Here is a 21,561-nt window from a genome sequence, read left to right as displayed (position 1 = left end):
GCGAGGGCCCGCGCGCGGCCGGCACCGGCCCTCGCGGGAACTGGCCGGCCGACCCAGGGAGTGGGCGACGATGCACAAAGGCGGCCCGGAGCACGAGGCTCCGGCAGACCGGGCGGACACGGCGGCGCCGCATCCGCGGATTCGGGCGGACATGGCGGCGCCACATCCGCGGATTCGGGCGGACACGGCGGCGCCGCATCCGCCGGACCGGCCCGCGCCCGACGCGGCCCCCCAACAACCCCCGCGGGTAAGGGGAACCCGGTCCGCAGCCGGCCCCGCCCGTCGGCTGCTCCCACCGAAGCCGGGCCGTCGCCGGCGGCGTCCTCCCCGCGGCCTCGGACGCCGGCTGGCGGGCCTCGTCATGGCCTGTGCGGTGCTGGGCGCGCTGATGGCGGCCCGCGCCTCGGCCGCTCCGTCGTTTCGCGCGTTGCCCGGACCGGACGTGCCCGCGGGCGTCACCGCCGGTATCGCCGTCTTCGACCGGGCCACCGGCCGCTTCACCGAACAGCTCAACACCGAGACGCAGTTCAGGTCGGCGTCCGTCGTCAAACTCCTGCTCGCGCTCGACGTCCTGTGGGACCTCGGTCCCGACTACCGGGTTCCCGCCGCGGACCGGACACGGCTGGAGGCCATGCTGCGCAGCAGCGACGACGGCGCGGCCAGCCACTACTGGGCACAGCGGGGCGGCAGCCTGATCATCGAGCGGATGGTCGCACGGCTCGGACTGACCGGCACGGCACCGCCGCCCGCCGCCTATCCCGGGTACTGGGGGTACACCGCGCTCACGGCGTCGGACACCGTGCGGATCTACCGCTATCTCCTCGACCAAGCACCCGCTGCCGTACGGGAGTTCGTCATGGGCAACCTGCGCCTGTCGACCCGGTGCGCCAACGACGGCTACGACCAGCGCTTCGGTATCCCGTCCGCCTTCACCGCACCCTGGGCCGTCAAACAGGGCTGGTCCGGCTTTGCCTCCGGCGGATGCACGGCGGACGGGGGAACCCCGGTGCCCGCCGCCTCCGCGCCCGGGACCCGCCTGGCCCGCAGCTCCGCCGAGGCCGTGCCGGCCGGCCGCCCGGCCGCCGACGGGGTCGACCTGGCCAGGCCGGCGCTGCACTCCACCGGCACCGTCGGCGCCGGCGACCGGTCCATCGTGGTCGTGCTGACCCTCAACCCCGCCGGCACACCGTACGGGACCGCGTACTCCGACCTCACGCGCCTGGTCGGCTCCCTAGACGTGCCCGGTGCGCAGCGCCCCTCGGGCGCCTGGCTCGGCACCCTCGGCTCGGGGGTGCGCGTGCGAGCCGACGCCACGACCGACTCGTCCGTGGTCACGACGCTGCCGGCGGGCGTCGAGGTCCTGGTGGACTGCCAGAAGCGGGGGCGGCTGATCTCCGACGGGTCCCGCAGCAGTGACTGGTGGGCCCATCTCCCGCAGTACGGCGGCTATATGACGAACGTGTACGTCGACACCAGCGGCGACCGCATCCCCGACGTCCCCGTGTGCTGATCCGCCGGGGACCACAGCCCGCGCTCACCTCTGCCGCACGCCGTCCGCTCCCCACACGGCCGTGAGCCCCCGGCCCGGCCGGCACCGGGACCGGTCCCCGACCCGGCCGGCACCGGGACCGGTCCCCGGCCCGGCCGGCACCGGGACCGGTTGGCCGCGTCCCGCAGCCCGCCCGGTACCGGAGCGGCCGGCAAACGCGCCCCATGCCCTTCGGACGGAACACCCCGCATGCCGTGCAGATCCCCTCCGCGGCGCGCGCTCCCCATCGCGCGCCCGGCAGTCACGACGCCCGCGTCCCCGCCCGGCGGCCGGCCTCGCCGGCACCTGCACCGACGTCAACAACGCCCGCTACTCAGGAGTCCCCACGATGCCAACCCCCCTCCTCCGACGCCAGGGTTCCACCACCCGTGGCAGAGTTCTTCTCCTGCCCGCGCTGAGCGGCGCGGCCTGCCTGCTGGCCCTGGCCGGCACGGCGCTGGGAACAGCCCCGCAAGCCACCGCCGCCGCAGGCGCCGACGCATCACCGGTGTCCTGGCACGCGGACCTCTCGGCACTCGGGGCCGATGACGTCAACGTCCGCTACAGCGGGGGCGCGTTGCGCGTGCGCGACGACTCCTTCAGCCCCGCGTCGCTGAACCGGAACCGCGGATACGCCTCGGCCGTACTCGAGCCGCACCACCTGGACCGGCCGGTGAACCGGATCACCGTGGACCTGGACGCCGCGGTGCCGGGCGGCGCGAGCGTGGCGGTCGACGTCCGCGGCCGCGGTGCCGACGGCGCCTGGACCGAATGGCGGCAGGCGACAGCGGGCACCCCGGCCCAACTGCCCCGCGCCGTCGGCGATGTGCAGGCCCGGCTGACCCTGTGGAGCACCAAGGCCGGTGCCGCGCCCGCGGTCCGCGGCCTGACACTGACCGCGGACGATCAGGGCACCCCGCCCGCGCAGCCCGCGCTCACCGCCGCCTCGTCCTTCTCGGCCCGCGTCTACGCCACGCGCGAGGGGCTGGTCGGCGGCACCACCGCCAACGGTCACGTGATACGCAGCAACGACCACTTCGTGGCCCTGCCCTCACGGCGCGCCCTCTCGCCCAACGGAAGCAGCCAGTACTCGGTCCAGGTGTGCGGGCCGGCGCGCTGCGAGACGGCACCCGTATGGGACGTCGGCCCCTGGAACACGCACGACGACTACTGGAACCCCTCCTCGCAGCGGGAGCAGTGGAGGGACCTCTCCCGGGGCCTGCCCGAGGCACAGGCCGCCTACCAGAACGGATACAACGGCGGGCGGGACGAGTTCGGCCGCCAGGTGGCCAACCCGGCCGGCATCGACCTGGCCGACGGCACCTTCTACAACGTCGGCCTGAACGACAACGGCTGGGTGACCGTCAGCTACCTGTGGACGGACGGCGGTAACACCACGTCGTTCCCGACCTGGGGCACGGACGTCAGCATCCGGGCCCAGGCGACCACCAACTCCACCCGCGTGGCCAGCCTGGCCGGCCCGACGACCGTACGCGTGAAGTGCCAGGTGCACGGTCAACTCGTCAACTACGACGGCTACAGCAACGACGCCTGGTCGTATCTGCCCGACTACGGCGGCTACATCTCCAACATCTTCATCGACGTCCCCGACGCCTGGCTTCCCGGCGTCCCGACCTGCTGAACCCCTCCCCGCCCGGGACGGTGCCGGCGCCCGTGAAGACCTCACGGTGCGTCCGGCACCGCGGCCCGGGCGGCCTCGTCGAGCCGGGCTCGCCCCGGGCCGGCGCGGTGGCGCACGACGGGGCCCGGCTCCTGCGCGCGGTGCCCGGCAAGGAGCGGAGGCGGACTGTATCATGAGAAATCGGATGTAAAGGATTTTTCGGGCACCGGGGTGTGGAGCGGCGGTGCGTATCTCTCCTCTGCCGGCCGGCGAGGCAGCCGGCCGCGTTTCATGCGGTGCCGGGACCCGTCCTCCCGGGGTGCGGGCCCGGTGACGGGCACGCGGGCCCCGAGCCCGGCGGCGCACGGCGGGGCCGGGGAGGCACGGGGCCGTCCCGGGCAGAAGCTGCTGAACGCCCTGCTCGACCTCGTCGACCAGGCGGTCGTGGTCTGCGACGCCACCGGCGTGGTGCGCTGGTGCAACGGCCTGACCGGCGTCTACTTCCCGGGCCTGCGGCCGGGGATGGCGCCGGACCCCGTCTCGGCCGGACCCCTGGGGCAGGCGGCCGCCGCCTCTGCCGCGCGCTTCGACGCCGACTTCCGCGGCCGGCGGCTGACCGGGCGCAGGAGCACGGTGGAGGACTGCGCGGTGTGGCTCGTCAGTGACGTGACCGCGGTCCGCCAGGGCGAGGCCGAGCTGCGCGCCGAGCGGTCCCGCGCGGCGTTCCTCGGCGAGGCGGGCCGACGGCTGGGCGCTTCCCTGCACCACGGCCGTACCGCCCGGAGGGTGGTGGAACTCGCCGTGCCGGCCTTGGCGGACGCCGCGGTGCTCGTACTGCCGCCGCGTAGAGGCCACGCGGAGTGGTACCGCTGCACGGCGCCGGGCACGGCGGCGGAGTCGGGCGTGCTGCCGGCGTCCTTGCTCGACCGTGTGCCGCCACTGGTGCGGGCCCTGTCGGGCCTGTGGCTGCGGCCCGCCCCCTGCCGGCCGGGCGAACTCGGTGCGCTCGGCGGTGCGGCACCGCCGGATCCGGGCACGGGAGGCGAGACGCTGGTGATGGCACTGCCGGGCAGCGGGGCGCCGACGGGGGCGCTGGTTCTCGTCCGGTCGGCGGGAACCCGGGGCTTGGACACCGCGGACGCCGCCGTGGGGCGCGAGTTCGCCTACCGGGCCGGTACGGCGCTGTCGACCGCAGCGCTCTACACCCAGCAGGCCCACACCGCGGCCGTCCTCCAGTCGGGCCTCGACCCGGCACCGCTGCCCGAGGTGCCGGGGGTGCGGCTGGGCGCCGCCTACCGCCCCGCCCCGGAGGCGCTGGGCTTCGGCGGCGACTTCTACCAGGTGGAACCCGCGCGGGACGGCGGCGGTGTGGACTTCGCCCTGGGGGACGTCTGCGGCAAGGGCGTCGAGGCGGCCGTGCTCACCGGCCACGTCCGCCAGAGCCTGCGGACCCTGGCCCACGTCGAGTCCCGCCCGCTGCGTGTGCTCGAGGTGCTCAACCAGTCGCTGCTCGAAGCGGACTCGGGCCGGTTCGTCAGTGTGGTCATGGGCACCGCCCGCCCGGGCGCCGGAGACAGCCTGGACGTCGTGCTCGCCGGCGGCGGGCATCTGCCGCCGCTGGTACTGCGCCATGGCGGCACCGTGGAGGCTGTGGACGTGGGCGGGATGCTGGTGGGGGCCCTGCCCGGCCCGGAATTCGCCCAGGCCGAAGTCCGCCTGGCGCGCGGCGAGCTGATCTTGCTGTACAGCGACGGGGTCACCGAGGCCCGGGGCGGCCCCGAAGGCGCCGAGGAGTACGGGGAACAGCGGCTGGCGCACGACCTGGCGGGTTGCGCGGGGATGCCCGCCGGCGCGGTCGCCGAGCGGATCGAACTGCGCACCGCCGACTGGCTGGCCGGGCATGCCCACGACGACATCGCGGTGCTGGCGCTGCAGGCCGCACCCGGTTCGCCCGGCGCCGCCGGAGCCCCCCGGTGACCGGCGTGTCCGCCGCGGCGCCGGAGGTCCGCGCCGCCTTCGACGACCACCTCGCCCACGCCGACGAGGCCGGGGCCACCGCGCTCGCCCTGGGCCTGCTGCGGTCCGGGACCTCGGCGGAGGACATCCTGCTTCGGCTGATCGCTCCGGCCCAGGCCGCTGTCGGCGCCCGGTGGGTGTCGACGGAGTGGAGCGTGGCCCAGGAGCACGCCGCCACCCATGTGAGCGAGCGGGTGGTGAGGGCCGTGGCCGCCGAGGACCGCCCGCCGCGGCCCCCGGACTCCGCCCCGGCCCGTCGTGTCGTGTTCGCGTGCGTCGAGGGGGAGCGCCACACCCTGCCGGCCCGGATCGCCGCCGAGGTGCTGCGGCTGCGCGGCTTCGACCTGACGTTCCTGGGCGCCCACGTTCTCGTCCCGCACCTGCTGTCCCATGTGCACCGGCAGGGGCCGGACCTGGTGGGCCTGTCGTGCATGATCCCGGTGCGGCTGCCCGCCGCGCACCGCCTCGTCGAGGGCTGCCGGCACGTCGGCGTGCCGGTGCTCGCGGGCGGTTCGGGTTTCGGGCCCGAGGGCGTCTGGGCCCGCACCCTCGGGGCCGACCTGTACGCGCCCGATCCGGTCACCGCCGCTGAGATGCTCGCCGCGCGGTGGCCGCAGGCCCCATCGGAGGCGGCGCCCTTGGAGCACCTCGCCGACGGTGAGTACTCCCGGATCGTCCGGCGGCGGTCCGAGTCGCTGGGCCGGCTGCTCGCCCGGCTGCGCGAGCAGTACCCGTGGCTGCGCGACCCCGGCACCGAGCACGCCGAGTCCGTCCTGGAGGAGCTGGGCCGTCTCCCGGACGTCGTGGCCGCGGCCGACTACGTCGACGATCCGCAGGTCCTCACCGACCATCTCTCCTTCGAAGTGCAGTTCCTCCGCGCCCGCGGTGCGCCCACCGCCGTTCTGGGCACGGCCCTGGCGGCGTTGTCCGGGTCGCTGGGCGGCCTTCCGCGGGCGGCCGCGCTGCTGGACGCCGGGCGGCGCCGGCTGGTGGCCGCGGGCCACGCCGTTCCACCGGCCTGAGGACGGGGGCCGGGACGACGCCCGGCGCCGCGCGGCGGCGTCGAGCCGACCACGCCGTCTCCTCTCCGGCGACGCGGTATGCCGGTCGTCCCGGGCTTGCCGGTCACCCGGGTCCGCCGGTCACCCGTCCCCTGTTTGCCGATCGTCCCGTGTTTGCCGGTCGTCCCGTGTTTGCCGGTCATCGGGGTCCGCCGGTCGCCCGGATCCGCCGGTCGTCGGGGTCCGCCGGTCGGGGTCCGCCGGTCGCCCGGGTCCGCCGGTCGAGGTCCTCCGGTCGTCGGGGTCCGCCGGTCGTCCGGGCGTTGCCGGAGAAGTCAGGAAGGCTCCTGGTGCGCCTCCGCGGCCAGCGCGACGCGGCGCAGCATGTCGGACAGCGCACGGCGCTCATCCCGCGACAGGACGCCGAGAAGGCGGTATTCCTCGTCACCGACGACGTCCATCGCGCCCAGCCACGCGGCCCGTCCGGCGTCGGTCAGCTCCACGTCGACGCGGCGCCGGTCCGTCTTCGACGGCGTACGGCGTACGAAGCCGCGGCGTTCCAGGGCGTCGAGCCGGCCGGTGACCGAGGCGGGGGCGAGGTCGAGGTCGGTGGCGAGCTCGGACGGGGCGGCCCTGCCCGCACGGGCGGCCAGCTTGTGCAGGGTGTCGAACTCGTGGCGTTCCAGGTCACAGTCGGCCAGCGACCGCTCGCGGACCTTGCCCAGATGCCAGGTGATCTTCTTCATGCGGGTCACCGCGCCCTCGATGTCCGGATCCAGACCCGGCAGCACCGTCAGCCAGCGGGTGACGTGCTCGTCCGTCCAGTCGTGCCCCCGGGGCTCTGCGCGGTCCATGGCCCCAGCCTACGCCGCATCCTTCGGTTCCAGATATTTCGAGCCCAGATATTTCGTTGACGAAACTTCGGTGCCGAAATAGATTTCGGCGGCATGGCCCACCGACTCATGCGCAACCGCCCCTTCCGGCTGCTCTTCCTGGGGCAGTCCCTCTCCCTGGTCGGGGACGCCGTCGTGCCCGCCGCGCTCTCCCTCGCCGTGCTGCGGGCCACCGGCTCGACATCCGCTCTCGCGCTCGTCCTGGGGTGCGCGATGGTTCCCCGCCTTCTGCTCCTGCCCCTCGGCGGGGTGGTCGGGGACCGCTTCAACCCCCGGACGGTGGCGCTGCTGACCGACCTCGTACGCTGTGCCGCACAGCTCTACGTCGGCCTGCAACTCCTGAGCAGGACGCCCGAGGTGTGGCAGATCGCTCTCGCCTCCATGGCCGGCGGCACCGCCTCCGCGTTCGCCATGCCGGCTCTGCCGAGGCTGATCACCGGCTCGGTGCCGGGCGAGGACCGGCAGGTCGCCAACTCCGCGCTCGGCGCGGTCAAGAGCGCCACCAATCTCGGCGGCCCTGCTCTCGCGGGGCTGCTGATCCTCACCGCCGGACCGGGGTGGGCCTTCGTCCTGGACGCGGTGTCCTTCTCGGCCAGCGCGGGGCTGCTCGCCGCGACGCGTGTCGCCCACGTCCCGGCGGACCGCAGTTCCCTCCGAGTCGACCTCGTGGAGGGCTGGCGGGAAGTCCGCAGCCGTGACTGGTACTGGACGAGTCTCCTCGCACACGCCACCTGGAACGGTGCCGCGGCCGTTCTGATGACGCTCGGTCCCGCCCTGGCCGTGAGGCATCTGGGCGGGGAGAAGACCTGGGTGACGATCCTTCAGGCCGGAGCCGTGGGCCTGCTGCTCGGCTCCCTGCTCGCCGGAAGGGCCCGCCTGCGCCGACCCGTACTCGTGGCCAACCTCGGCCTGTCCACCTACGCGCTCCCGCTCGCCCTCTTCGCGGCCGGCGCCCCGGCCTTCGCCGTCATCACCGCCTATGGTCTGGCCCTGGCCGGCCTCGGCTTCCTCAACCCCGTCTGGGAGACGTCCGTCCAGGCGGCCATCCCACCCACGGTGCTGGCACGCGTCACCTCCTACGACTGGCTGCTGTCCCTGGCCGCCATGCCCCTCGGCTACGCCCTCGCCCCGCTGGCGGCGGACGCGTGGGGCCCGCAGGCGCCGCTCTGGGCCGCGGCGATCGGGGTGGGTCTGGCCTGCGCGGGAACCGCCGCCGTACCGGGGGTCCGCCGCTTCTCCGCCGCGGAGTACGCGACAGACGCCCCCGCGCCGACGACGCGCCCCCCGGGCGACGACCACGAGAACGCAGACGCGGTTGACCAGGGACCTGTACCGGCCGACGGCCGACGGTAGTTCGTCACGGCGGAGGCGCCGTCCCGGCCGCGGCGCCCACCTCGTACGCGCGACTGCGGCAACGGCTGCGGCCGACGGCCGGAGAGACTCCCCGTGCCGTCGGCTTCGCCTGCCGCTGCGACGGCACGGTCAGCCCCCGGCCGCCAGCGCCCTCAACGCGATGTTGAGCTCCAGGACGTTGACGCGAGGCTGGTCGAGGAAGCCGAGGGTGCGGCCCCGGGTGTGGTCGCCGACCAGCTTCCGCACCTGCGCGGGGGGCAGCCCGTTCGCCTTCGCCACCCGCCTGACCTGGATGTCCGCGTACTGCGGGGAGATGTCCGGGTCGATCGCCGAGGCCGAGCCGGTGACCGCGTCCTTGGGCACCTGGGACTCGGACACCCCGTTGAAGGCGGCGACCTGCTTCTTGGCGGCCTCGACCATCGCCACCAGCTCCGGGTTGCCGGCGCTGAGCTGGCCGGAGCCGGTGGCCAGCGGATCGTAGCCACTGTGGGACGGCCGGCCCTGGAACCGCTTGGGATCCGGCCTGTCCGTGCCCTTGATGTTCCAGCTCTGGCCGATCAGCTTCGACCCGACGTCTCTGCCGTCGGCCTCGACCATCGACCCGTTGGCCTCGTCGTGGAACAACGTCTGGCCGATGCCGGTGACGGCGAGGGGGTAGACGACGCCGGTGACGGCGGTGAGGACGAGCAGCATGCGCAGGGCGGCCCACAGCATGCGTCCGGTGTTCACAAGAGAGGTGTTCATGTCCTTCACCCGATCCCGGGGACCGCAGAGATGAGCAGGTCGATCAGCTTGATGCCGACGAACGGGGCGATCAGGCCGCCCAGGCCGTAGATCCCGAGGTTGCGCCGCAGTATTCCGTCGGCGCTCATCGGCCGGTAGCGCACGCCCTTCAGGGCGAGCGGCACCAGCGCCACGATGATCAGCGCGTTGAAGACGACCGCCGACAGGATCGCCGACTCCGGCGAGGCCAGTCTCATGATGTTGAGCCCGTCCAGCGACGGATGGGCGACCGCGAACATCGCCGGGATGATGGCGAAGTACTTCGCGACGTCGTTGGCGATGGAGAAGGTCGTCAGCGCACCCCGTGTGATCAGCAACTGCTTGCCGATCTCGACGATCTCGACGAGCTTGGTCGGGTTGGAGTCGAGGTCGACCATGTTGCCGGCCTCCTTCGCGGCCGACGTGCCCGTGTCGCGCGAAGACCGTGATCGTGGCGACGACGAAGGCCAGATCGGCCATCGTGAACTCCTGGGGGGTTCGGGTGGGAACGGACCTCTTGAGGAAACCCCCTCTTCGCGCCCCCGGCGTGCGCCGTTGATGCCGCTCTTACGGGCCCTGCCGGAACGCTGACGGCTTCCTGACGAGGGCCGGCTCATGCGTGGCCGATCTCGTGCGTGGCCGATCTCGTGCGTGGCCTGGCTCGGGCCCGCCGGAGAAAGGCGCGCGTACGGGCCGTGAGGACGGGCCGGTCGTCGCCGGGCCGGACGAAGCGGCCGCCGCCCGACGGGGGCGTGGGCGGCAGCCGGTCAGAAGGCCGGACGCCCGGGCACCGGCCACCCGCGGACGGGGCGGCCATGGCCCGCGCGGTCTCCGGCGGACAGACCGGTGTGCTCGCGCTGCCGCTGAGCGGCGGAGGCGTCAGATGTCCCGGGCGGGCCAGTCCAGCAGCCGGGCGCCGATGACCGCGGTCTGGAGCATGTACCGGTGTGCGGGATCGGAGGGGTCGGCGCCGGTGAGTTGGTGAATGCGTTCGAGACGGTAGGTCATGGCCCGCACGCTGAGGGACAGGCGCCGGGCGGCCTCGGCGGCGACGCAGCCGGAGTCGAAGTACGCGGTGAGCGTGTCCAGGAGTGGCAGGGCACCGCCGCGGGCCGAGGTGAGCGGACCCAGCGTGTTCACCACGAGGTCGGCCATGGCCTGCCGGTCGCGGGTGAGGACGGGATAGACGAGCAGGTCGGCCGCATGCAGCACGGGGCCGTCGAGGCCGAGGCGCTCGGCCAGTTCGAGGGCGTTGAGCGCCTCCTCGTACGACTGGACGACGCCGCCCGGGCCGGGCTGCGCCCGGCCGATGGCGACCCGGCCGCCGTCGGTGGCGGCGTACGCCTGTTTGGCGAAGTAGGGGAGTATCTCGTCCTCGTGGCCGGGGACGATGCACAGCAGCCGTCCGTTCTTGGTGGTGACCAGGACGCTGCGGTCGCCGAACCGGGCGATGAGCGCGCGCTCGACCTGCCGGGGCACCGCGTCGCTTTCGTGGTAGGCGTTCGGGCCTTGCGCGACGGCGACCGCGTGGGCGTGGGACAGGCGCAGACCGAAGCGTTCGGCGCGTTCGGCGAGGCGGCCCAGGTCACTGCGCCCGTAGAGGAGATCGTCGATGAACTCGCGGCGCGCCGCCTCCTCCTGGCGCACCGCCAGGCGCTGGGCGCGTTCGTATCCTTCGGCGAAGGCGTCGATCGCCTGGTGCATGGCGGCGAGTGTGCTGTCGGCCGATCCCGCTGTGCCGGGCCAGGCGGAGCGGGCCGCCGCCAAGTGGGCGCCGACCAGGGCGCGCAGCCCGTGGCCCGCGTCGGCGGCTTGCTCCCCCAGCGTGCGCCGTGACTCGATCTCCTGGCGGGTGAGACGTCGGCCCGTGGCCGACGCCTCGGCCAGTATCCGGGCATAGCCGTCCAGATACTGCTCGGGAATCTCCCGGTCGGTCACGCCGCCCCCATGAATCTTGACGTGCCGGTGACGCTCCTTGGCGGCTCACCGGCATGAAGACCCTAGTGAACACTGCCGGAGACCGGCAATGCGCTCCTGGGTGTCCGCCGTGCATCATGACGCGTGGGGAGCACTGCGGACGGTTCCGGTGCCGGACACCGGCAGATGCCTGGGCCGGGACCGAAGGCCGCAGCGCGCCGTCCATGTGTGCCGTGCGAGGGAGGGGCGTGATGATGCGGATGCTCGTGGTGGCCGCCACCGGCCTTCCCTCGATCCTGTTCACCGCCGCCCTCGTCGTGGTCGTGTGCTTCTGGCTGCTCGTCGCCCTCGGTGTCACGGCCGTGGACAGCTTCGACGCGGACCTCGACCTCGACGCCTGGGGGATGGGCGGGGTACCGGTGTCGGTCGCGGTCTCCTCGGTGACGGTGCTCGCCTGGTTCCTCGCTGTCGGCGCGACCGCACCGCTGGTCGCCCTCACGCCGCCGGGCGCCGTCACCGCGGCGCTGCGCCTGCTCGCGCCGGCCGGAGCACTCTTCGTCGCCTGGCGGCTGACGTGCCGGTTCGTCCGGCCGCTGCACCGCCTTTTCCCCCGGTGAACCGGGTTCGCCGGCCCGGCGCCGAGTCCGCCGTCACCCGTGCCGCCGGCCACCGTTCTCCCCCTGTGAACCCCCACGCCCGGCAGGCAGCCGGGCGGAAGGAGCAGTGTCGATGTCCTTCCTGATCCCTCTCGCCGTCGCCGTGCTGATCGTGGCGGTCTGCACGGTCGTGCTGGTCCGCCGGGACCGACGGCGGATGGCACCCCACCCCGAAGCCCTGCGGACGGAGGCCGCCGCCACCCGCGGCATCCGGGACACACGGCGCAGGGTCCACGCCTACCACAACCAATTCCTGCGCGAGCGCTGGTGACGGGCAGACCCGTCGGCGCGGGGCGCATCGCGAAGAACGGCTGCCGCTGCCCGGGTCACCACGTCGAGGTCCGGATCACGGCGATGTCCGATCGCCCGGCGGCCCCGGCGGCCCCGGCGGCCCCGGCGAACCTGGCGGCCCCGGCGAACCTGGCGGCCGGGCGCCCCTGCGCGCAGGGGCGCCCGGCCTTCGAGGTGTCAAGGGGTGACGCGCAGCAGCAGGTTGGGGGAGCCGGAGCCGGGACCGGTGACGACACCGGAGGTGGCCGCCGAGGTCAGGGCGCTGGCGACCTGGGACGGTGAGGCCGAGGGGTGCCCGGCGAGGTAGACGGCTGCCGCGCCGGTGACGTGCGGGGTAGCCATCGATGTGCCGGAGATGGTGTTGGTGGCGGTGTCGCTGGTCTTCCAGTCCGACGTGATGGACGAGCCGGGCGCGAACAGGTCCAGTACGGAGCCGTAGTTGGAGTAGCTGGCGCGGGCGTCGGTGCTGGTGGTGGCGCCGACGGTGATCGCCTCGGTGACGCGGGCGGGCGAGTAGGCGGAGGCATCGGCGCCGGAGTTGCCCGCGGCGACGGCGTAAGTGACTCCAGAGGCAATGGAGTTGCGGACAGCGGTGTCGATGGCGGTGTTGGCGCCGCCACCGAGGCTCATGTTGGCCACGGCCGGCTTCACGGCGTTGGCGGTCACCCAGTCGATGCCGGCGACGACCTGGGCGGTGGTGCCGGATCCCGCGTTGTTCAGGACGCGCACGGCGACGATCTTGGCCTTCTTCGCGACGCCGTAGGAGGTGCCGGCGACGGTGCCCGCGACGTGGGTGCCATGGCCGTTTCCGTCCTGAGCGACGAAGTCGTCCTGAACGGCGTCGTAACCGTAGGAGGCCCGGCCGCCGAAGTCGGTGTGGGTGATGCGCACTCCGGTGTCGATGATGTACGCGGTCACGCCCGAGCCGGCGGTGTCGGGGTAGGTGTAGCCGCCGTCCAGGGGGAGGCCGGCCTGGTCGATGCGGTCCAGGCCCCAGGACGGCGGGTTGGTCTGGGTGGCGTCGATGCCGACGGTGGTGTCCTGGATGACCTGGGCGACGGCCGGGTCGGCGGCGAGCCGCTTGGCCTCGGTCGCGGTCATGTGGGCGGAGTAGCCGTTGAGAGCGGCGCGGTAGGTGCGCTCGACCGTGCCGCCGTACCGGGTGACCAGGCTGTTGCCCGTCGCCGAGGCGGCCTTGAGACCGGAACTCTTGTTCAGGACGACGATGTAGCTGTCCTTCACTGCGTTCTTGGCGCCGGCGCCGATGATGCGGCCTTCCGCCGGTGCGGCCTGTGCGGGGGCGGTCAGGGTCAGACCGAGGGTGGCGGCGGTCACCGCCGCCGAGAACGCTGCGGCGATACGCCGCCGGGTTCTGTGCGTCACTGCCATCGCGGGGGAGTCCTCCTGCAATCGGTGGTGCGCTGCTGGATGGCCGAAATGGTGCATGTTTTGACGCGCTCACCACAAGAGGGCCTCCGAAAGGCTGCCGCCGGACGGCGGTTGCCCGCATGAGGTCAGGAGGCCATCGGCCCGGCCGAAGGCCCCGTCCCGAGGTGTTCCTCCGCCCTACTGCCCGTGGCGGTGAAGAGGGCGCGCATCGCGGGGGGAGCAGCCGAACCGCTGCCGGTACGCCTGGCTGAAGGCGCTGGACGAGGTGAAACCGACGGAGGTCGCGATGGCGGCGATCGTCTGGCCGGCGAGGTTCGGGTTGGACAGCTTGGCGTGCGCCAGATCGAGCCGCTGGGTGCGGATCAGCTCGGTGGGGGTGGTCCCCTCACGTGCGAGCACGGCCTGGATGTAGCGGGGCGACCAGCCGATGGCAGAGGCCATCGCCGAGACCGACAGTCCCGGATCGGTCACATGCTCGCGGACGTACCGTCTGACGGCATCGGCGACGGCGGCGCCGGCTGTCTGCTCGGGCAGCCGCTGCCCGCCGTCCACCGCCAGGCACACCAGGTCGACGACCCGATCGCAGGCAGCGTCGAACTCCGGGCCGGACAAGTGGGCCCGCTGGCGGAGCAGGCTGACCACGAAGTCCCGGCTGACGCGGGACAGCCCTTTGTCCCCGACGATCTTCTGGCTGCGTACGACGGCCGGCCCCAGGCGCTGCTCGACGAGACCGACGGGCACCAGGAGGGTGAGGGCGGCCGCGCCGGTGGCGTGCGCGACGGCGGAGGGCAGGTCCATCGGAATGAGGGCCATGTCACCCGGCCTGATCCAGCAAGCCTCGTCGTCGTGCCCGACCTTGAGCCGACCCCGCAGGGGGACGAGGAGCTCGTAGTGACCGCGGGGGTCGCGGCGGATGCTGCGCGCGCTGCGTCTGACGACTTCCGCCTCTCCCGTCCAGGCGATGAGCTGGTAGGTCCGGGTGTGCTGGCGGACCACCCGTCCGCGGTAGGAGTGGTCGTCGAACTCGAAGTCGAAATGGCCGTGGACCCGGCAGCACCAGTCGCGCCAGGCATCCTGCGCCGCGGCACCAGACGCAGGGCGGCCGCCGGTGGTCAGACCGTCCAGTTGGTATGTCCCTGCCACTTCGATCCCCTCCCTCCGCTGAGGCGGCAGACTATCCGCCCCGGGATGCGGCGGGCTAGGGGACGGGGGTGTGTCCTCCCAGGTGGACCGCCGCCTCTCGTCCGCGGCGATCCGCGGCGACAGCACGCGTTGACGACACAACTGTGCGCACGGGGCGACGACAGGCTCGGCTCCGACCGGCTTCACTGCGGGCGTCAATGGTGACGCAGCACGACCTGGAGGCAGTCATGACTGTCCACGACGTCGCGACCGTTCGCGGCCCGATCACAGCGGATCAGCTGGGAACCACGCTGATGCACGAGCACGTCTTTGTGCTCACCCCCGACATCATGGCCAACTACGGGCAGGAGTGGTGGAACGAGGAAGAGCGGCTGGCCGACGCCGTTCGGAAACTGCGTGAGCTCAAGGCCGCGGGCGTCGACACCATCGTCGACCCGACCGTCGTCGGCCTCGGCCGCTACATCCCGCGCATCCAGCGGGTCAACGCCGAGGTCGACATCAACATCGTGGTGGCGACCGGCCTGTACACCTTCGACGAGATCCCGCACTACTTCCACTACCGGGGCCCGGGAACGCTCTTCGACGGACCGGACCCGATGACCGAACTGTTCGTCAAGGACATCACCGACGGCATCGCGGACACCGGAGTGCGGGCCGCGTTCCTCAAGGGCGTGGTCGAGGAGCGCGGACTGACCCACGACCAGGAGCGCGTGCAGGCGGCCATCTGCGAGGCCCATGTCCGGACCGGCGTACCGATCACCGTGCACACCAACGCCGGGCACCAGACCGGACGGCTCGCGATCGAGTTCTACCGGCAGCGCGGTGTGGACCTGACGAAGGTCGTCATCGGCCACGCCGGCGACACCAACGACCTGGACTACCTGAAGTGGGTCATGGATTCGGGCGCGACCATAGGCTGCGACCGGTTCGGCCTGGACATGTACAACCCCACCGGCGACCGGGTCGCCACCATCGCGGCGCTGTGCGCGCAGGGCTACGCCGACCGCATCGTGCTGGCGCACGACGCCGCCTGCTACATGGACTACTTCTCCGGTGAGGACTACCAGCAGCTGGTGAAGTCCGCGGCCCCGAACTGGAACTTCCTGCACATCCCCACGGACGTGCTGCCCGCCCTGCGCGAGGCCGGTGTCAGCGACAAGCAGATCGACGCGATGCTGGTCGACAACCCGCGGCGCTACTTCACGGCCGGGGCGTGAGCGGATGACCGACACCAAGCACGGACCCCTCGACACCAGCGACACCAAGCACGGACCGCTCGACACCAGCGGCATCACGCGCGGCCCGGACGGCATCGCCCGCTACGACAACCTGCCGGTCTCCCTCCTCGAGGCGATCCGCTCCTCCGCCGAGGCGTACGCCGACGTCGAAGCGGTCGTCGAGGTCGGCGGGCCCCGCCTGACCTACGCCCAGTTGTGGGCGCGCGCGAGCAAGGTGGCCGGAGGCCTGCGGCAGCGGGGCATCGCACCCGGCGACCGCACCGCCATCCTCCTGCCGGCCGGAGCCGACTGGGTGTGCGCCTTCCTGGGCAGCGTGCTCGCCGGCGCGATCGTCGTTCCGGTCAACACCAGGTTCGCGCAGCCCGAGGTCGACTACGTCCTGACGGACTCGGGAGCCGCGTACGTCTTCCGGCCCGGTGAACCGCTGCCCGCCGGACCACCGGCCGCGCACGAGGACTCCGCCCACACCGACCCGGTGGCGATCTTCTACACCAGCGGCACGACCGGCTTCCCGAAGGGCGCCGTCACCACCAACGAGAACTTCCTGTCCAACATCGAGACCACCCTGCGGGTGCTCGGTGTGGACCGGAGCGATGGGCCCGCGCTGCGCAACCTGATCTCCGTGCCGCTGTTCCACGTGACGGGGTGCAACACGCAGTTGCTCGTCCAGCTCGCCGTCGGTGGAACGGCGGTGATCCTGCCGGCCTTCGACGTCGGACGCTTCGTGACGACGATCGCCGAGGAGCGCATCAACATCGTGATCACCGTCCCGGCGATCTACAACCTCGTGATCGCGCAGCCGGACTTCGCGTCGCTGGACACCAGCGGGGTCACCCTCGCGGCCTACGGGGGAGCCCCCATCGCGCCCGCCCTGGTCGCGCGGATCAAGGACGCCTTCCCGTCGGCCCGGGTCGGCAACGGCTTCGGCCTGACCGAGGTCGCCTCGATCGCGACATTCCTGCCCCACGAGTGGTCGACCGACCACGCCGACTCGGTCGGCTTCGCGGCACCCGTCGTGGACCTCGGACTCGCCGACGCGGACCCCCGCACCGGCGTGGGCGAACTCCTGGTACGCGGGCCGAACCGCGTGGCCGGCTACTGGAACAAACCGGAGGCCACGGCCGCGACCTTCGTCGACGGCTGGCTGCACACCGGTGACCTCGCCCGCATCGACGACGAGGGCCTCGTCCGCATCGTCGACCGCGCCAAGGACATGATCAACCGCGGTGGCGAGAACGTGTACTGCGTCGAGGTCGAGAACGCCCTGGCCGGGGCGCCCGGAGTCGCCGAGGCGGCGGTCCTCGGCGTGCCCGACGAGGTCATGGGGGAGAAGGTCGGGGCGGTCGTCGTCCCGGCCTCCGCCGGTTCGTTCGACGTCGGGGCGATGCTGGCGTACCTGGCGGAACGGCTCGCCGACTTCAAGATCCCGCAGTACGTCGCCGTCCGCGACACCCCGCTTCCCCGCAACCCGGGCGGCAAGGTGCTCAAGGGCGCCCTCCGGGGGGAAACCGAGTGGGGAACCCCCGTCCGCGGAGGTCAGGGACGTCAGCCCCGCGCCCGCACGAGGAACCGCCCGACCGGTGATCCGCCTCGGTGACAGGCGCGCATCGGGCCTGCTCGTGTGTCCGTCATGAGGACGGGGCCGCACCACCCGCCCGGGCCGGACCGCGCTCGTGGCGGTCCCGGGCGGGGACTGCTGGCCGATGCGGACACGCCGCGGGCCCCCTCCGGCCGTGTCCGGCCCTGCAAGCCTGCAAGCCTGCAAGCCTGCAAGCCTGCCGGCCGCCATTTCTACGGCGGGCCGCCCTTGCCGGTCAGGAGCCTCTCTTCGCGGAAGGGCGGATGGCGGACACCGATGCACCGCGCCCCGTACGGGAATCCCGCGGCGATCGACGTCGCCCTGGGCAGGGCTCGGCGGATCGCCTCGGCGTAGGTCGCGGACCCGTCGTGGCAGACGATCTGGGGGAGCGCTGCCTGCGGCCGTCACCGGGCCATGAGAGTGCGGTTGCAGGATCAGGCGTTCTTCTGGGCCGCAGCGCGGCGCTGCCGTTTGCCCAACGGCGCCTGGGAGAGGTCCTCGGCCTGGGAGCGCACGTTCTTGTAGCCGTAGCCGCGCTCGGTCAGCCACGCCTTCGCCGCCTCTTCAGCGCGTTCGGACGCCTCCAGGATGTCCTCCTCTTCCTCCCCGGAATCCAGGAATCGGAAGGTGAAGGCGGATCGCGCCGTCAGGTCGTAACTGAGGTGCCCCTCGGGTGTGAAGGCCGCGCGCAGAACGTCGTGCTCTGCGGCGCGGGCCAGGAGTTCGGCCCGCTGATCGGCGCTGAGCCCGTCGAAGACACCGCGGACCGTGATCCGGAAAGTGCGAGTACCCATCCCACGACACTAATCAGCAAGATCGGCGAACTCCACCGCATTTCCGGCGGGGACCACGCGGCACTGCTCCCGGTCATGTGGCGGCGCGCGTCCCGTGGCCGGCTACGGGAATCCTTCGCGTCCGGGTACGTCACGTGCGTGCAGCCGCGCTGCTCGGTGATGTCGTCGACGTATGCGCGGAACAGGGAGGACAGCGTCTGGGAGCCCGGGTGAGGGCGCGGTCGGGAAGGGCGGGCAGCCCGGCGCGGCAGGCGGCGCGGGCGGTGACATGCGGCAGCTCCGGTCAGGCGGTGCCGCCGAAGCACTCCCGTCCGGGGCGACCGGTGGAGGGGTAGTAGCACGCGCGCAAGTCCGAAGGACGGGGGGCGGCGATCATCGTCGTCGTTGTCACTTCGTTGTCGGCCGGCCGCGCCGTTTCGACGGCACTCCGGGGGCGCGCGTCAGGGCCGGTGATCTCGATGCGGAAGCCGGGGTGCGTGGGCCAGGCGCGGATCCACCCGGCCTGGCAGCTCGGGCTGAACCGGACTTCGAGCCGGGTGCCGTCAGCCGCCGTGTGAGAGGCCGTGGTGACGGGATCCTCGCACGCGGTCGTACGTGGGTTCCGGCCTTGGCATGACCGCAGTCGGCATATGGGCGGGCGGGTGGCCGTCAAGGGCCCGGTGGCGCGGGAGGCGTGGATCACGACGGCGGGCGTGAGCATCGCCGCACACAGCAGGAAGACACCGACCGCTGTGCTCATGGGACGCTTGTCGATCAGAGCGGATGCTGCAAGCAACGCTCTGCGTACCGGCCTTGAGGGCCCGGTCGCCGGCCGGCTGTCGGGCACGGCGGTTCCGATGCCGACACTGGGCGGAGATGTTGGGTCAGAGCCGGGAGCCATCGCGTGCCCGCGTCCGCTCCAGGCCGCGTCCGCCACCGCCCACTGCGCCAGGAGTTCGTCCTCGGTCTCCTGCGCTGCCCGGCAGATGGCCCGGACGGCATGCCGGGGAGGGAACTGCTTGCCGTTGAGGTACCGCTCCCAGGACGACCTGCTGATGGCTGTCGCTTCGGCCAGTTCGGTGAGGTTGAGGCCGCTGCGGTCCTTCAGCCCCCGCAGGCCGGTGACGAGACGTGAGCACGCGGTGGGCAGGTCCTGCGGCAGCCGCCGCCAGCGAGCGGCCCCTTGGGAGTACACCATTGCCCGGTCTTCCCTCTCGTCGCCGTTCATTCCACGTGCCGCAGCAACGCCCACGTGCGCTCGCCGACGATCCCGTCGGCAGGTACCCGGTCCAGCCGCTGCAACCGTTTGACCTCGGCCTCGGTGTGTTCGCCGAAGTAGCCGTCCACATCACCGGGTGACAGCTTGTGGCGCAGGAGCAGGCACTGCACTTCCGCGGCGTCGGGGCCAGTCGTGTTGCGCATGACCAGGCGCGAGCTGGTGGTGCTGTTCCCGGCGAACAACTGGTCGCCATGCCGGGCGTACGTGCACGTGTACCTTCCGACGCCTGCCCCGCCTGTCGCAGGGGGCCGTTCGCCCCAGGGAGCGGTGATCAACAAGACCGAGGTGATCGCGGAAGCCAGCAGCGCACCCGCGGCGAGGGACAACGCCGCTACCCGGATCTTCGGCTCCGGATCCCGCTCCTGCGCTGCAGGACAGCTCTTCGCCGGTGTCACGGCAGCGGCGGTCGAGGTTCTCTCGGCGGCATCCCGCAATGCCAGCAAGGAGGCGGCATCTGCGCCAGCCCTCGTGGCCAGGGCCTCGACGGCGGCTGGGGGCGGCAGCACCTTTCCGTTGAGATACCGCTCCCACGAGGAACTGCTGAAAGGCGTCTTGGCCTGGAGCGACTTCAGGCTCAGCCCGCTGTGATCCTTCAGCCGCCGCAACTCCACCACGAGCTCCCGCGCTTGTGGATCAAGCGACTTGGGCAGCGCCCTCCACCTCACCGCGCCTCCTCGCCAACACCCGGCTCCTCCGCGAGTTGCGGAACGCCCGCGCCGTCAGGACCTGCCCTGAGTCTCCTCCCCTTCAGCCGCTCACGTGGCCCATACCGTCCAGCCGCCCACTCTCGTGCGCCGGATCCGGTCATCGCCGCAGACGGCGCGAAGAGCCCATCTCTTTCCCGGGAGGCGTCCCCGCCCACCGCCTCTCCGCAGGTCACAGCCTGAGACGTCCCGAGACGTCTCCAGTTGCCCACCACCGCACGCCCTATGCCCTGCTCGTCCCGCACCCTCGTACTGCCCGTCCGGCAGCACGGCCCCGAGAACCGCTCAGCGGTCCTCCACCTGCTGTCGCCCAGGCCGACCGGACGATCCGAAGGGGGAATGAATGCGACGTGATGTTCTATCGAGAGCCTTCCTCAGCGTCACTGCCGTTGCCGGCCTTGCCGCCGGGAGCCTTGCGGGTGCGGGCGTCTGCTCCGCGGCGTCCGCACCCGCCTCGCAGCAGGTCGTGAGCTCTGGGGCTGCCGTCCCGCTCGCCGTGGTCAACCTCGGTCTGAGCACCGGCCAGGCCGTTGGGGTCCAGTGCTGGCTGCACAACAACGATTGGGGCTACAACGGCCCGTACGACGGGCTGCTGGGCACCAAGAGCTGGCAGGCGTTGCAGCGCTACCTCACCTTCAACGGGTGGTACAAGGGGCGGATCGACGGGATCGTCGGCAGCGGCACGGTGACGGCGTTCCAGAAGCTGCTGAAGAACTGGGGCTACTACACCGGCCCGATCGACGGAATCGCCGGACCGGGGACCGAGGCGGCGTTCAGCAGGTGGGCCGACTACATCCGGGAAGAGTGTTAGCCCACCCGCCTCGCCGCGCCGCACATCGGGGGACCACGGGGCTGACGGGGGACCGCGGGGACAACTGTTCCCACGAGAGGACCGTGCCCACCGCTCCCGACACTCACAGCTGTTCACGGAGGGAAACCCATGCGCATCCGCAGGCTCGCAGTCGCCGCCGGGCTGGCCGTCGTTCTGACAGCCGGCGTCCAGGCTCCCGTCCGGGCCGCCCAGGACTCCGACACCGCTGCCGCCGCGACGTGCAACATCCACTGGCAGACCAGCGGTGGCTACTCCGGTTTCACAGCCGGTTACAGCTGGGCCTGGAAGACGGTGGTCCAGCGGGGCGACGAGGGCAACATCGTCCGTGAGATCCAGTGCCTGATCAACGACCACGCGTACTACGACGGCCCGAAGCTCACCGTCGACGGGGTGTACGGCGCGCTCACCGAGTCGGCGGTCCGCCGGCTCCAGACCAACTGGAGCCGTGATCATTCCATCACCATCGACGGCATCGTCGGTCCGCAAACCTGGCGTGCCCTGCGGTCCGCCTGACCGCGTCCTGACTGTGCGGCGGTCCTGGGCGCCGCTACGACCTACCGTCCCTCCCTCCTCGAAGAAGTGCTCC

Annotated in this window: 19 protein-coding genes and 1 pseudogene; 11 read left to right on the top strand and 9 right to left on the bottom strand. The window is 72.5% G+C overall.

Annotated elements, in window-relative coordinates; translation table 11 throughout:
* The first annotated feature begins 361 nt into the window (after positions 1-361).
* The 4 genes from ACZ79I_RS01470 to ACZ79I_RS01455 all read left to right on the top strand — a co-directional run bounded on the left by ACZ79I_RS01470 (position 362) and on the right by ACZ79I_RS01455 (position 6,187).
* Complete coding sequence (locus ACZ79I_RS01470; protein ID WP_471493296.1) at positions 362-1,510, top strand: hypothetical protein; 1,149 nt, start codon at positions 362-364, stop codon at positions 1,508-1,510.
* Positions 1,511-1,877: 367 nt separating this feature from the next.
* Positions 1,878-3,170, top strand: a complete 1,293-nt coding sequence (locus ACZ79I_RS01465; RefSeq protein WP_471493294.1) for a hypothetical protein — start codon at positions 1,878-1,880, stop codon at positions 3,168-3,170.
* A 309-nt stretch (positions 3,171-3,479) separates the two neighbouring features.
* A complete protein-coding gene (locus tag ACZ79I_RS01460) occupies positions 3,480-5,126 on the top strand; it encodes a PP2C family protein-serine/threonine phosphatase (RefSeq protein ID WP_471493292.1) in 1,647 nt (548 codons plus the stop codon).
* On the top strand, positions 5,123-6,187 hold the full coding sequence (locus ACZ79I_RS01455; RefSeq protein ID WP_471493291.1) for a cobalamin B12-binding domain-containing protein: 1,065 nt from the start codon (positions 5,123-5,125) through the stop codon (positions 6,185-6,187). The genes ACZ79I_RS01460 and ACZ79I_RS01455 overlap by 4 nt, the downstream gene beginning before the upstream one ends.
* A 314-nt stretch (positions 6,188-6,501) precedes the next feature.
* On the opposite strand, the gene ACZ79I_RS01450 is transcribed toward ACZ79I_RS01455, so the two are convergent.
* Positions 6,502-7,020: a MarR family winged helix-turn-helix transcriptional regulator gene (locus ACZ79I_RS01450; protein ID WP_471493289.1), complete on the bottom strand. Its 519-nt coding sequence runs from the start codon at positions 7,018-7,020 to the stop codon at positions 6,502-6,504.
* A 93-nt stretch (positions 7,021-7,113) separates the two neighbouring features.
* Here ACZ79I_RS01450 and ACZ79I_RS01445 point away from each other — a divergent pair, with 93 nt between their 5' ends.
* Complete coding sequence (locus ACZ79I_RS01445) at positions 7,114-8,412, top strand: MFS transporter (RefSeq protein WP_471493288.1); 1,299 nt, start codon at positions 7,114-7,116, stop codon at positions 8,410-8,412.
* A gap of 129 nt (positions 8,413-8,541) precedes the next feature.
* Here the strand turns inward: ACZ79I_RS01445 and kdpC are convergent, their stop codons facing one another.
* The 3 genes and pseudogenes from kdpC to ACZ79I_RS01430 form a co-directional block, all read right to left on the bottom strand.
* Positions 8,542-9,156 carry a potassium-transporting ATPase subunit KdpC gene (gene kdpC, locus ACZ79I_RS01440; RefSeq protein ID WP_471493286.1) on the bottom strand — a complete coding sequence of 205 codons (615 nt, stop codon included), beginning with the start codon at positions 9,154-9,156 and terminating at the stop codon, positions 8,542-8,544.
* A gap of 5 nt (positions 9,157-9,161) precedes the next feature.
* Positions 9,162-9,608 (bottom strand): annotated as a pseudogene (locus tag ACZ79I_RS01435) (potassium-transporting ATPase subunit B); the annotation flags it as partial.
* Between the two features lie 445 nt (positions 9,609-10,053).
* Complete coding sequence (locus tag ACZ79I_RS01430; RefSeq protein ID WP_471493284.1) at positions 10,054-11,112, bottom strand: PucR family transcriptional regulator; 1,059 nt, start codon at positions 11,110-11,112, stop codon at positions 10,054-10,056.
* Between the two features lie 230 nt (positions 11,113-11,342).
* Here ACZ79I_RS01430 and ACZ79I_RS01425 point away from each other — a divergent pair, with 230 nt between their 5' ends.
* The gene (locus ACZ79I_RS01425) at positions 11,343-11,708 is read left to right on the top strand and encodes a hypothetical protein (RefSeq protein WP_471493282.1); all 366 of its coding nucleotides are present in this window, start codon (positions 11,343-11,345) and stop codon (positions 11,706-11,708) included.
* 112 nt (positions 11,709-11,820) lie between these two features.
* A complete protein-coding gene (locus ACZ79I_RS01420) occupies positions 11,821-12,018 on the top strand; it encodes a hypothetical protein (RefSeq protein WP_471493280.1) in 198 nt (65 codons plus the stop codon).
* A 197-nt stretch (positions 12,019-12,215) separates the two neighbouring features.
* Here ACZ79I_RS01420 and ACZ79I_RS01415 read toward each other — a convergent pair whose 3' ends face one another.
* Both ACZ79I_RS01415 and ACZ79I_RS01410 read right to left on the bottom strand, forming a co-directional pair.
* On the bottom strand, positions 12,216-13,427 hold the full coding sequence (locus tag ACZ79I_RS01415; protein ID WP_471493278.1) for a S8 family peptidase: 1,212 nt from the start codon (positions 13,425-13,427) through the stop codon (positions 12,216-12,218).
* Positions 13,428-13,604: 177 nt separating this feature from the next.
* Positions 13,605-14,570 (bottom strand): helix-turn-helix domain-containing protein, encoded by a 966-nt coding sequence (locus ACZ79I_RS01410; protein WP_471493277.1) that lies wholly within the window; start codon positions 14,568-14,570, stop codon positions 13,605-13,607.
* A 227-nt stretch (positions 14,571-14,797) separates the two neighbouring features.
* Between ACZ79I_RS01410 and ACZ79I_RS01405 the strand changes: the two genes are divergently transcribed.
* Positions 14,798-15,787, top strand: coding sequence for a phosphotriesterase family protein (locus tag ACZ79I_RS01405; protein WP_471493275.1), 990 nt, complete (start codon positions 14,798-14,800; stop codon positions 15,785-15,787).
* 4 nt (positions 15,788-15,791) lie between these two features.
* Complete coding sequence (locus tag ACZ79I_RS01400; protein WP_471493273.1) at positions 15,792-17,405, top strand: class I adenylate-forming enzyme family protein; 1,614 nt, start codon at positions 15,792-15,794, stop codon at positions 17,403-17,405.
* A gap of 416 nt (positions 17,406-17,821) precedes the next feature.
* Here ACZ79I_RS01400 and ACZ79I_RS01395 read toward each other — a convergent pair whose 3' ends face one another.
* The 3 genes from ACZ79I_RS01395 to ACZ79I_RS01385 all read right to left on the bottom strand — a co-directional run bounded on the left by ACZ79I_RS01395 (position 17,822) and on the right by ACZ79I_RS01385 (position 20,053).
* Positions 17,822-18,181 (bottom strand): DUF6204 family protein, encoded by a 360-nt coding sequence (locus ACZ79I_RS01395; protein WP_471493271.1) that lies wholly within the window; start codon positions 18,179-18,181, stop codon positions 17,822-17,824.
* 283 nt (positions 18,182-18,464) lie between these two features.
* Positions 18,465-19,358, bottom strand: a complete 894-nt coding sequence (locus tag ACZ79I_RS01390) for a helix-turn-helix domain-containing protein (protein WP_471493269.1) — start codon at positions 19,356-19,358, stop codon at positions 18,465-18,467.
* Between the two features lie 26 nt (positions 19,359-19,384).
* Positions 19,385-20,053 carry a peptidoglycan-binding protein gene (locus ACZ79I_RS01385; protein ID WP_471493268.1) on the bottom strand — a complete coding sequence of 223 codons (669 nt, stop codon included), beginning with the start codon at positions 20,051-20,053 and terminating at the stop codon, positions 19,385-19,387.
* 556 nt (positions 20,054-20,609) lie between these two features.
* On the opposite strand from ACZ79I_RS01385, the gene ACZ79I_RS01380 reads away from it, so the two are divergent.
* Together ACZ79I_RS01380 and ACZ79I_RS01375 are read left to right on the top strand one after the other, a co-directional pair.
* Positions 20,610-20,954, top strand: coding sequence for a peptidoglycan-binding domain-containing protein (locus tag ACZ79I_RS01380; RefSeq protein ID WP_471493266.1), 345 nt, complete (start codon positions 20,610-20,612; stop codon positions 20,952-20,954).
* A 129-nt stretch (positions 20,955-21,083) separates the two neighbouring features.
* Positions 21,084-21,488, top strand: a complete 405-nt coding sequence (locus ACZ79I_RS01375; protein WP_471493264.1) for a peptidoglycan-binding domain-containing protein — start codon at positions 21,084-21,086, stop codon at positions 21,486-21,488.
* The last annotated feature ends 73 nt before the right edge of the window (positions 21,489-21,561 follow it).

The sequence above is a fragment of the Streptomyces sp. PSU-S4-23 genome (genome assembly GCF_055632315.1).
This window is presented reverse-complemented; position numbering and strand designations above follow the sequence as displayed.

Coding starts and splice junctions, on each gene's coding strand:
- ACZ79I_RS01415 (WP_471493278.1), bottom strand. CDS start 13,427: ATGGCAGTGACGCACAGAACCCGGCGGCGTATCGCCGCAGCGTTCTCG.
- ACZ79I_RS01375 (WP_471493264.1), top strand. CDS start 21,084: ATGCGCATCCGCAGGCTCGCAGTCGCCGCCGGGCTGGCCGTCGTTCTG.
- ACZ79I_RS01465 (WP_471493294.1), top strand. CDS start 1,878: ATGCCAACCCCCCTCCTCCGACGCCAGGGTTCCACCACCCGTGGCAGA.
- ACZ79I_RS01450 (WP_471493289.1), bottom strand. CDS start 7,020: ATGGACCGCGCAGAGCCCCGGGGGCACGACTGGACGGACGAGCACGTC.
- ACZ79I_RS01395 (WP_471493271.1), bottom strand. CDS start 18,181: ATGGGTACTCGCACTTTCCGGATCACGGTCCGCGGTGTCTTCGACGGG.
- ACZ79I_RS01420 (WP_471493280.1), top strand. CDS start 11,821: ATGTCCTTCCTGATCCCTCTCGCCGTCGCCGTGCTGATCGTGGCGGTC.
- kdpC (WP_471493286.1), bottom strand. CDS start 9,156: ATGAACACCTCTCTTGTGAACACCGGACGCATGCTGTGGGCCGCCCTG.
- ACZ79I_RS01445 (WP_471493288.1), top strand. CDS start 7,114: ATGGCCCACCGACTCATGCGCAACCGCCCCTTCCGGCTGCTCTTCCTG.
- ACZ79I_RS01425 (WP_471493282.1), top strand. CDS start 11,343: ATGATGCGGATGCTCGTGGTGGCCGCCACCGGCCTTCCCTCGATCCTG.
- ACZ79I_RS01400 (WP_471493273.1), top strand. CDS start 15,792: ATGACCGACACCAAGCACGGACCCCTCGACACCAGCGACACCAAGCAC.
- ACZ79I_RS01405 (WP_471493275.1), top strand. CDS start 14,798: ATGACTGTCCACGACGTCGCGACCGTTCGCGGCCCGATCACAGCGGAT.
- ACZ79I_RS01470 (WP_471493296.1), top strand. CDS start 362: ATGGCCTGTGCGGTGCTGGGCGCGCTGATGGCGGCCCGCGCCTCGGCC.
- ACZ79I_RS01390 (WP_471493269.1), bottom strand. CDS start 19,358: ATGGTGTACTCCCAAGGGGCCGCTCGCTGGCGGCGGCTGCCGCAGGAC.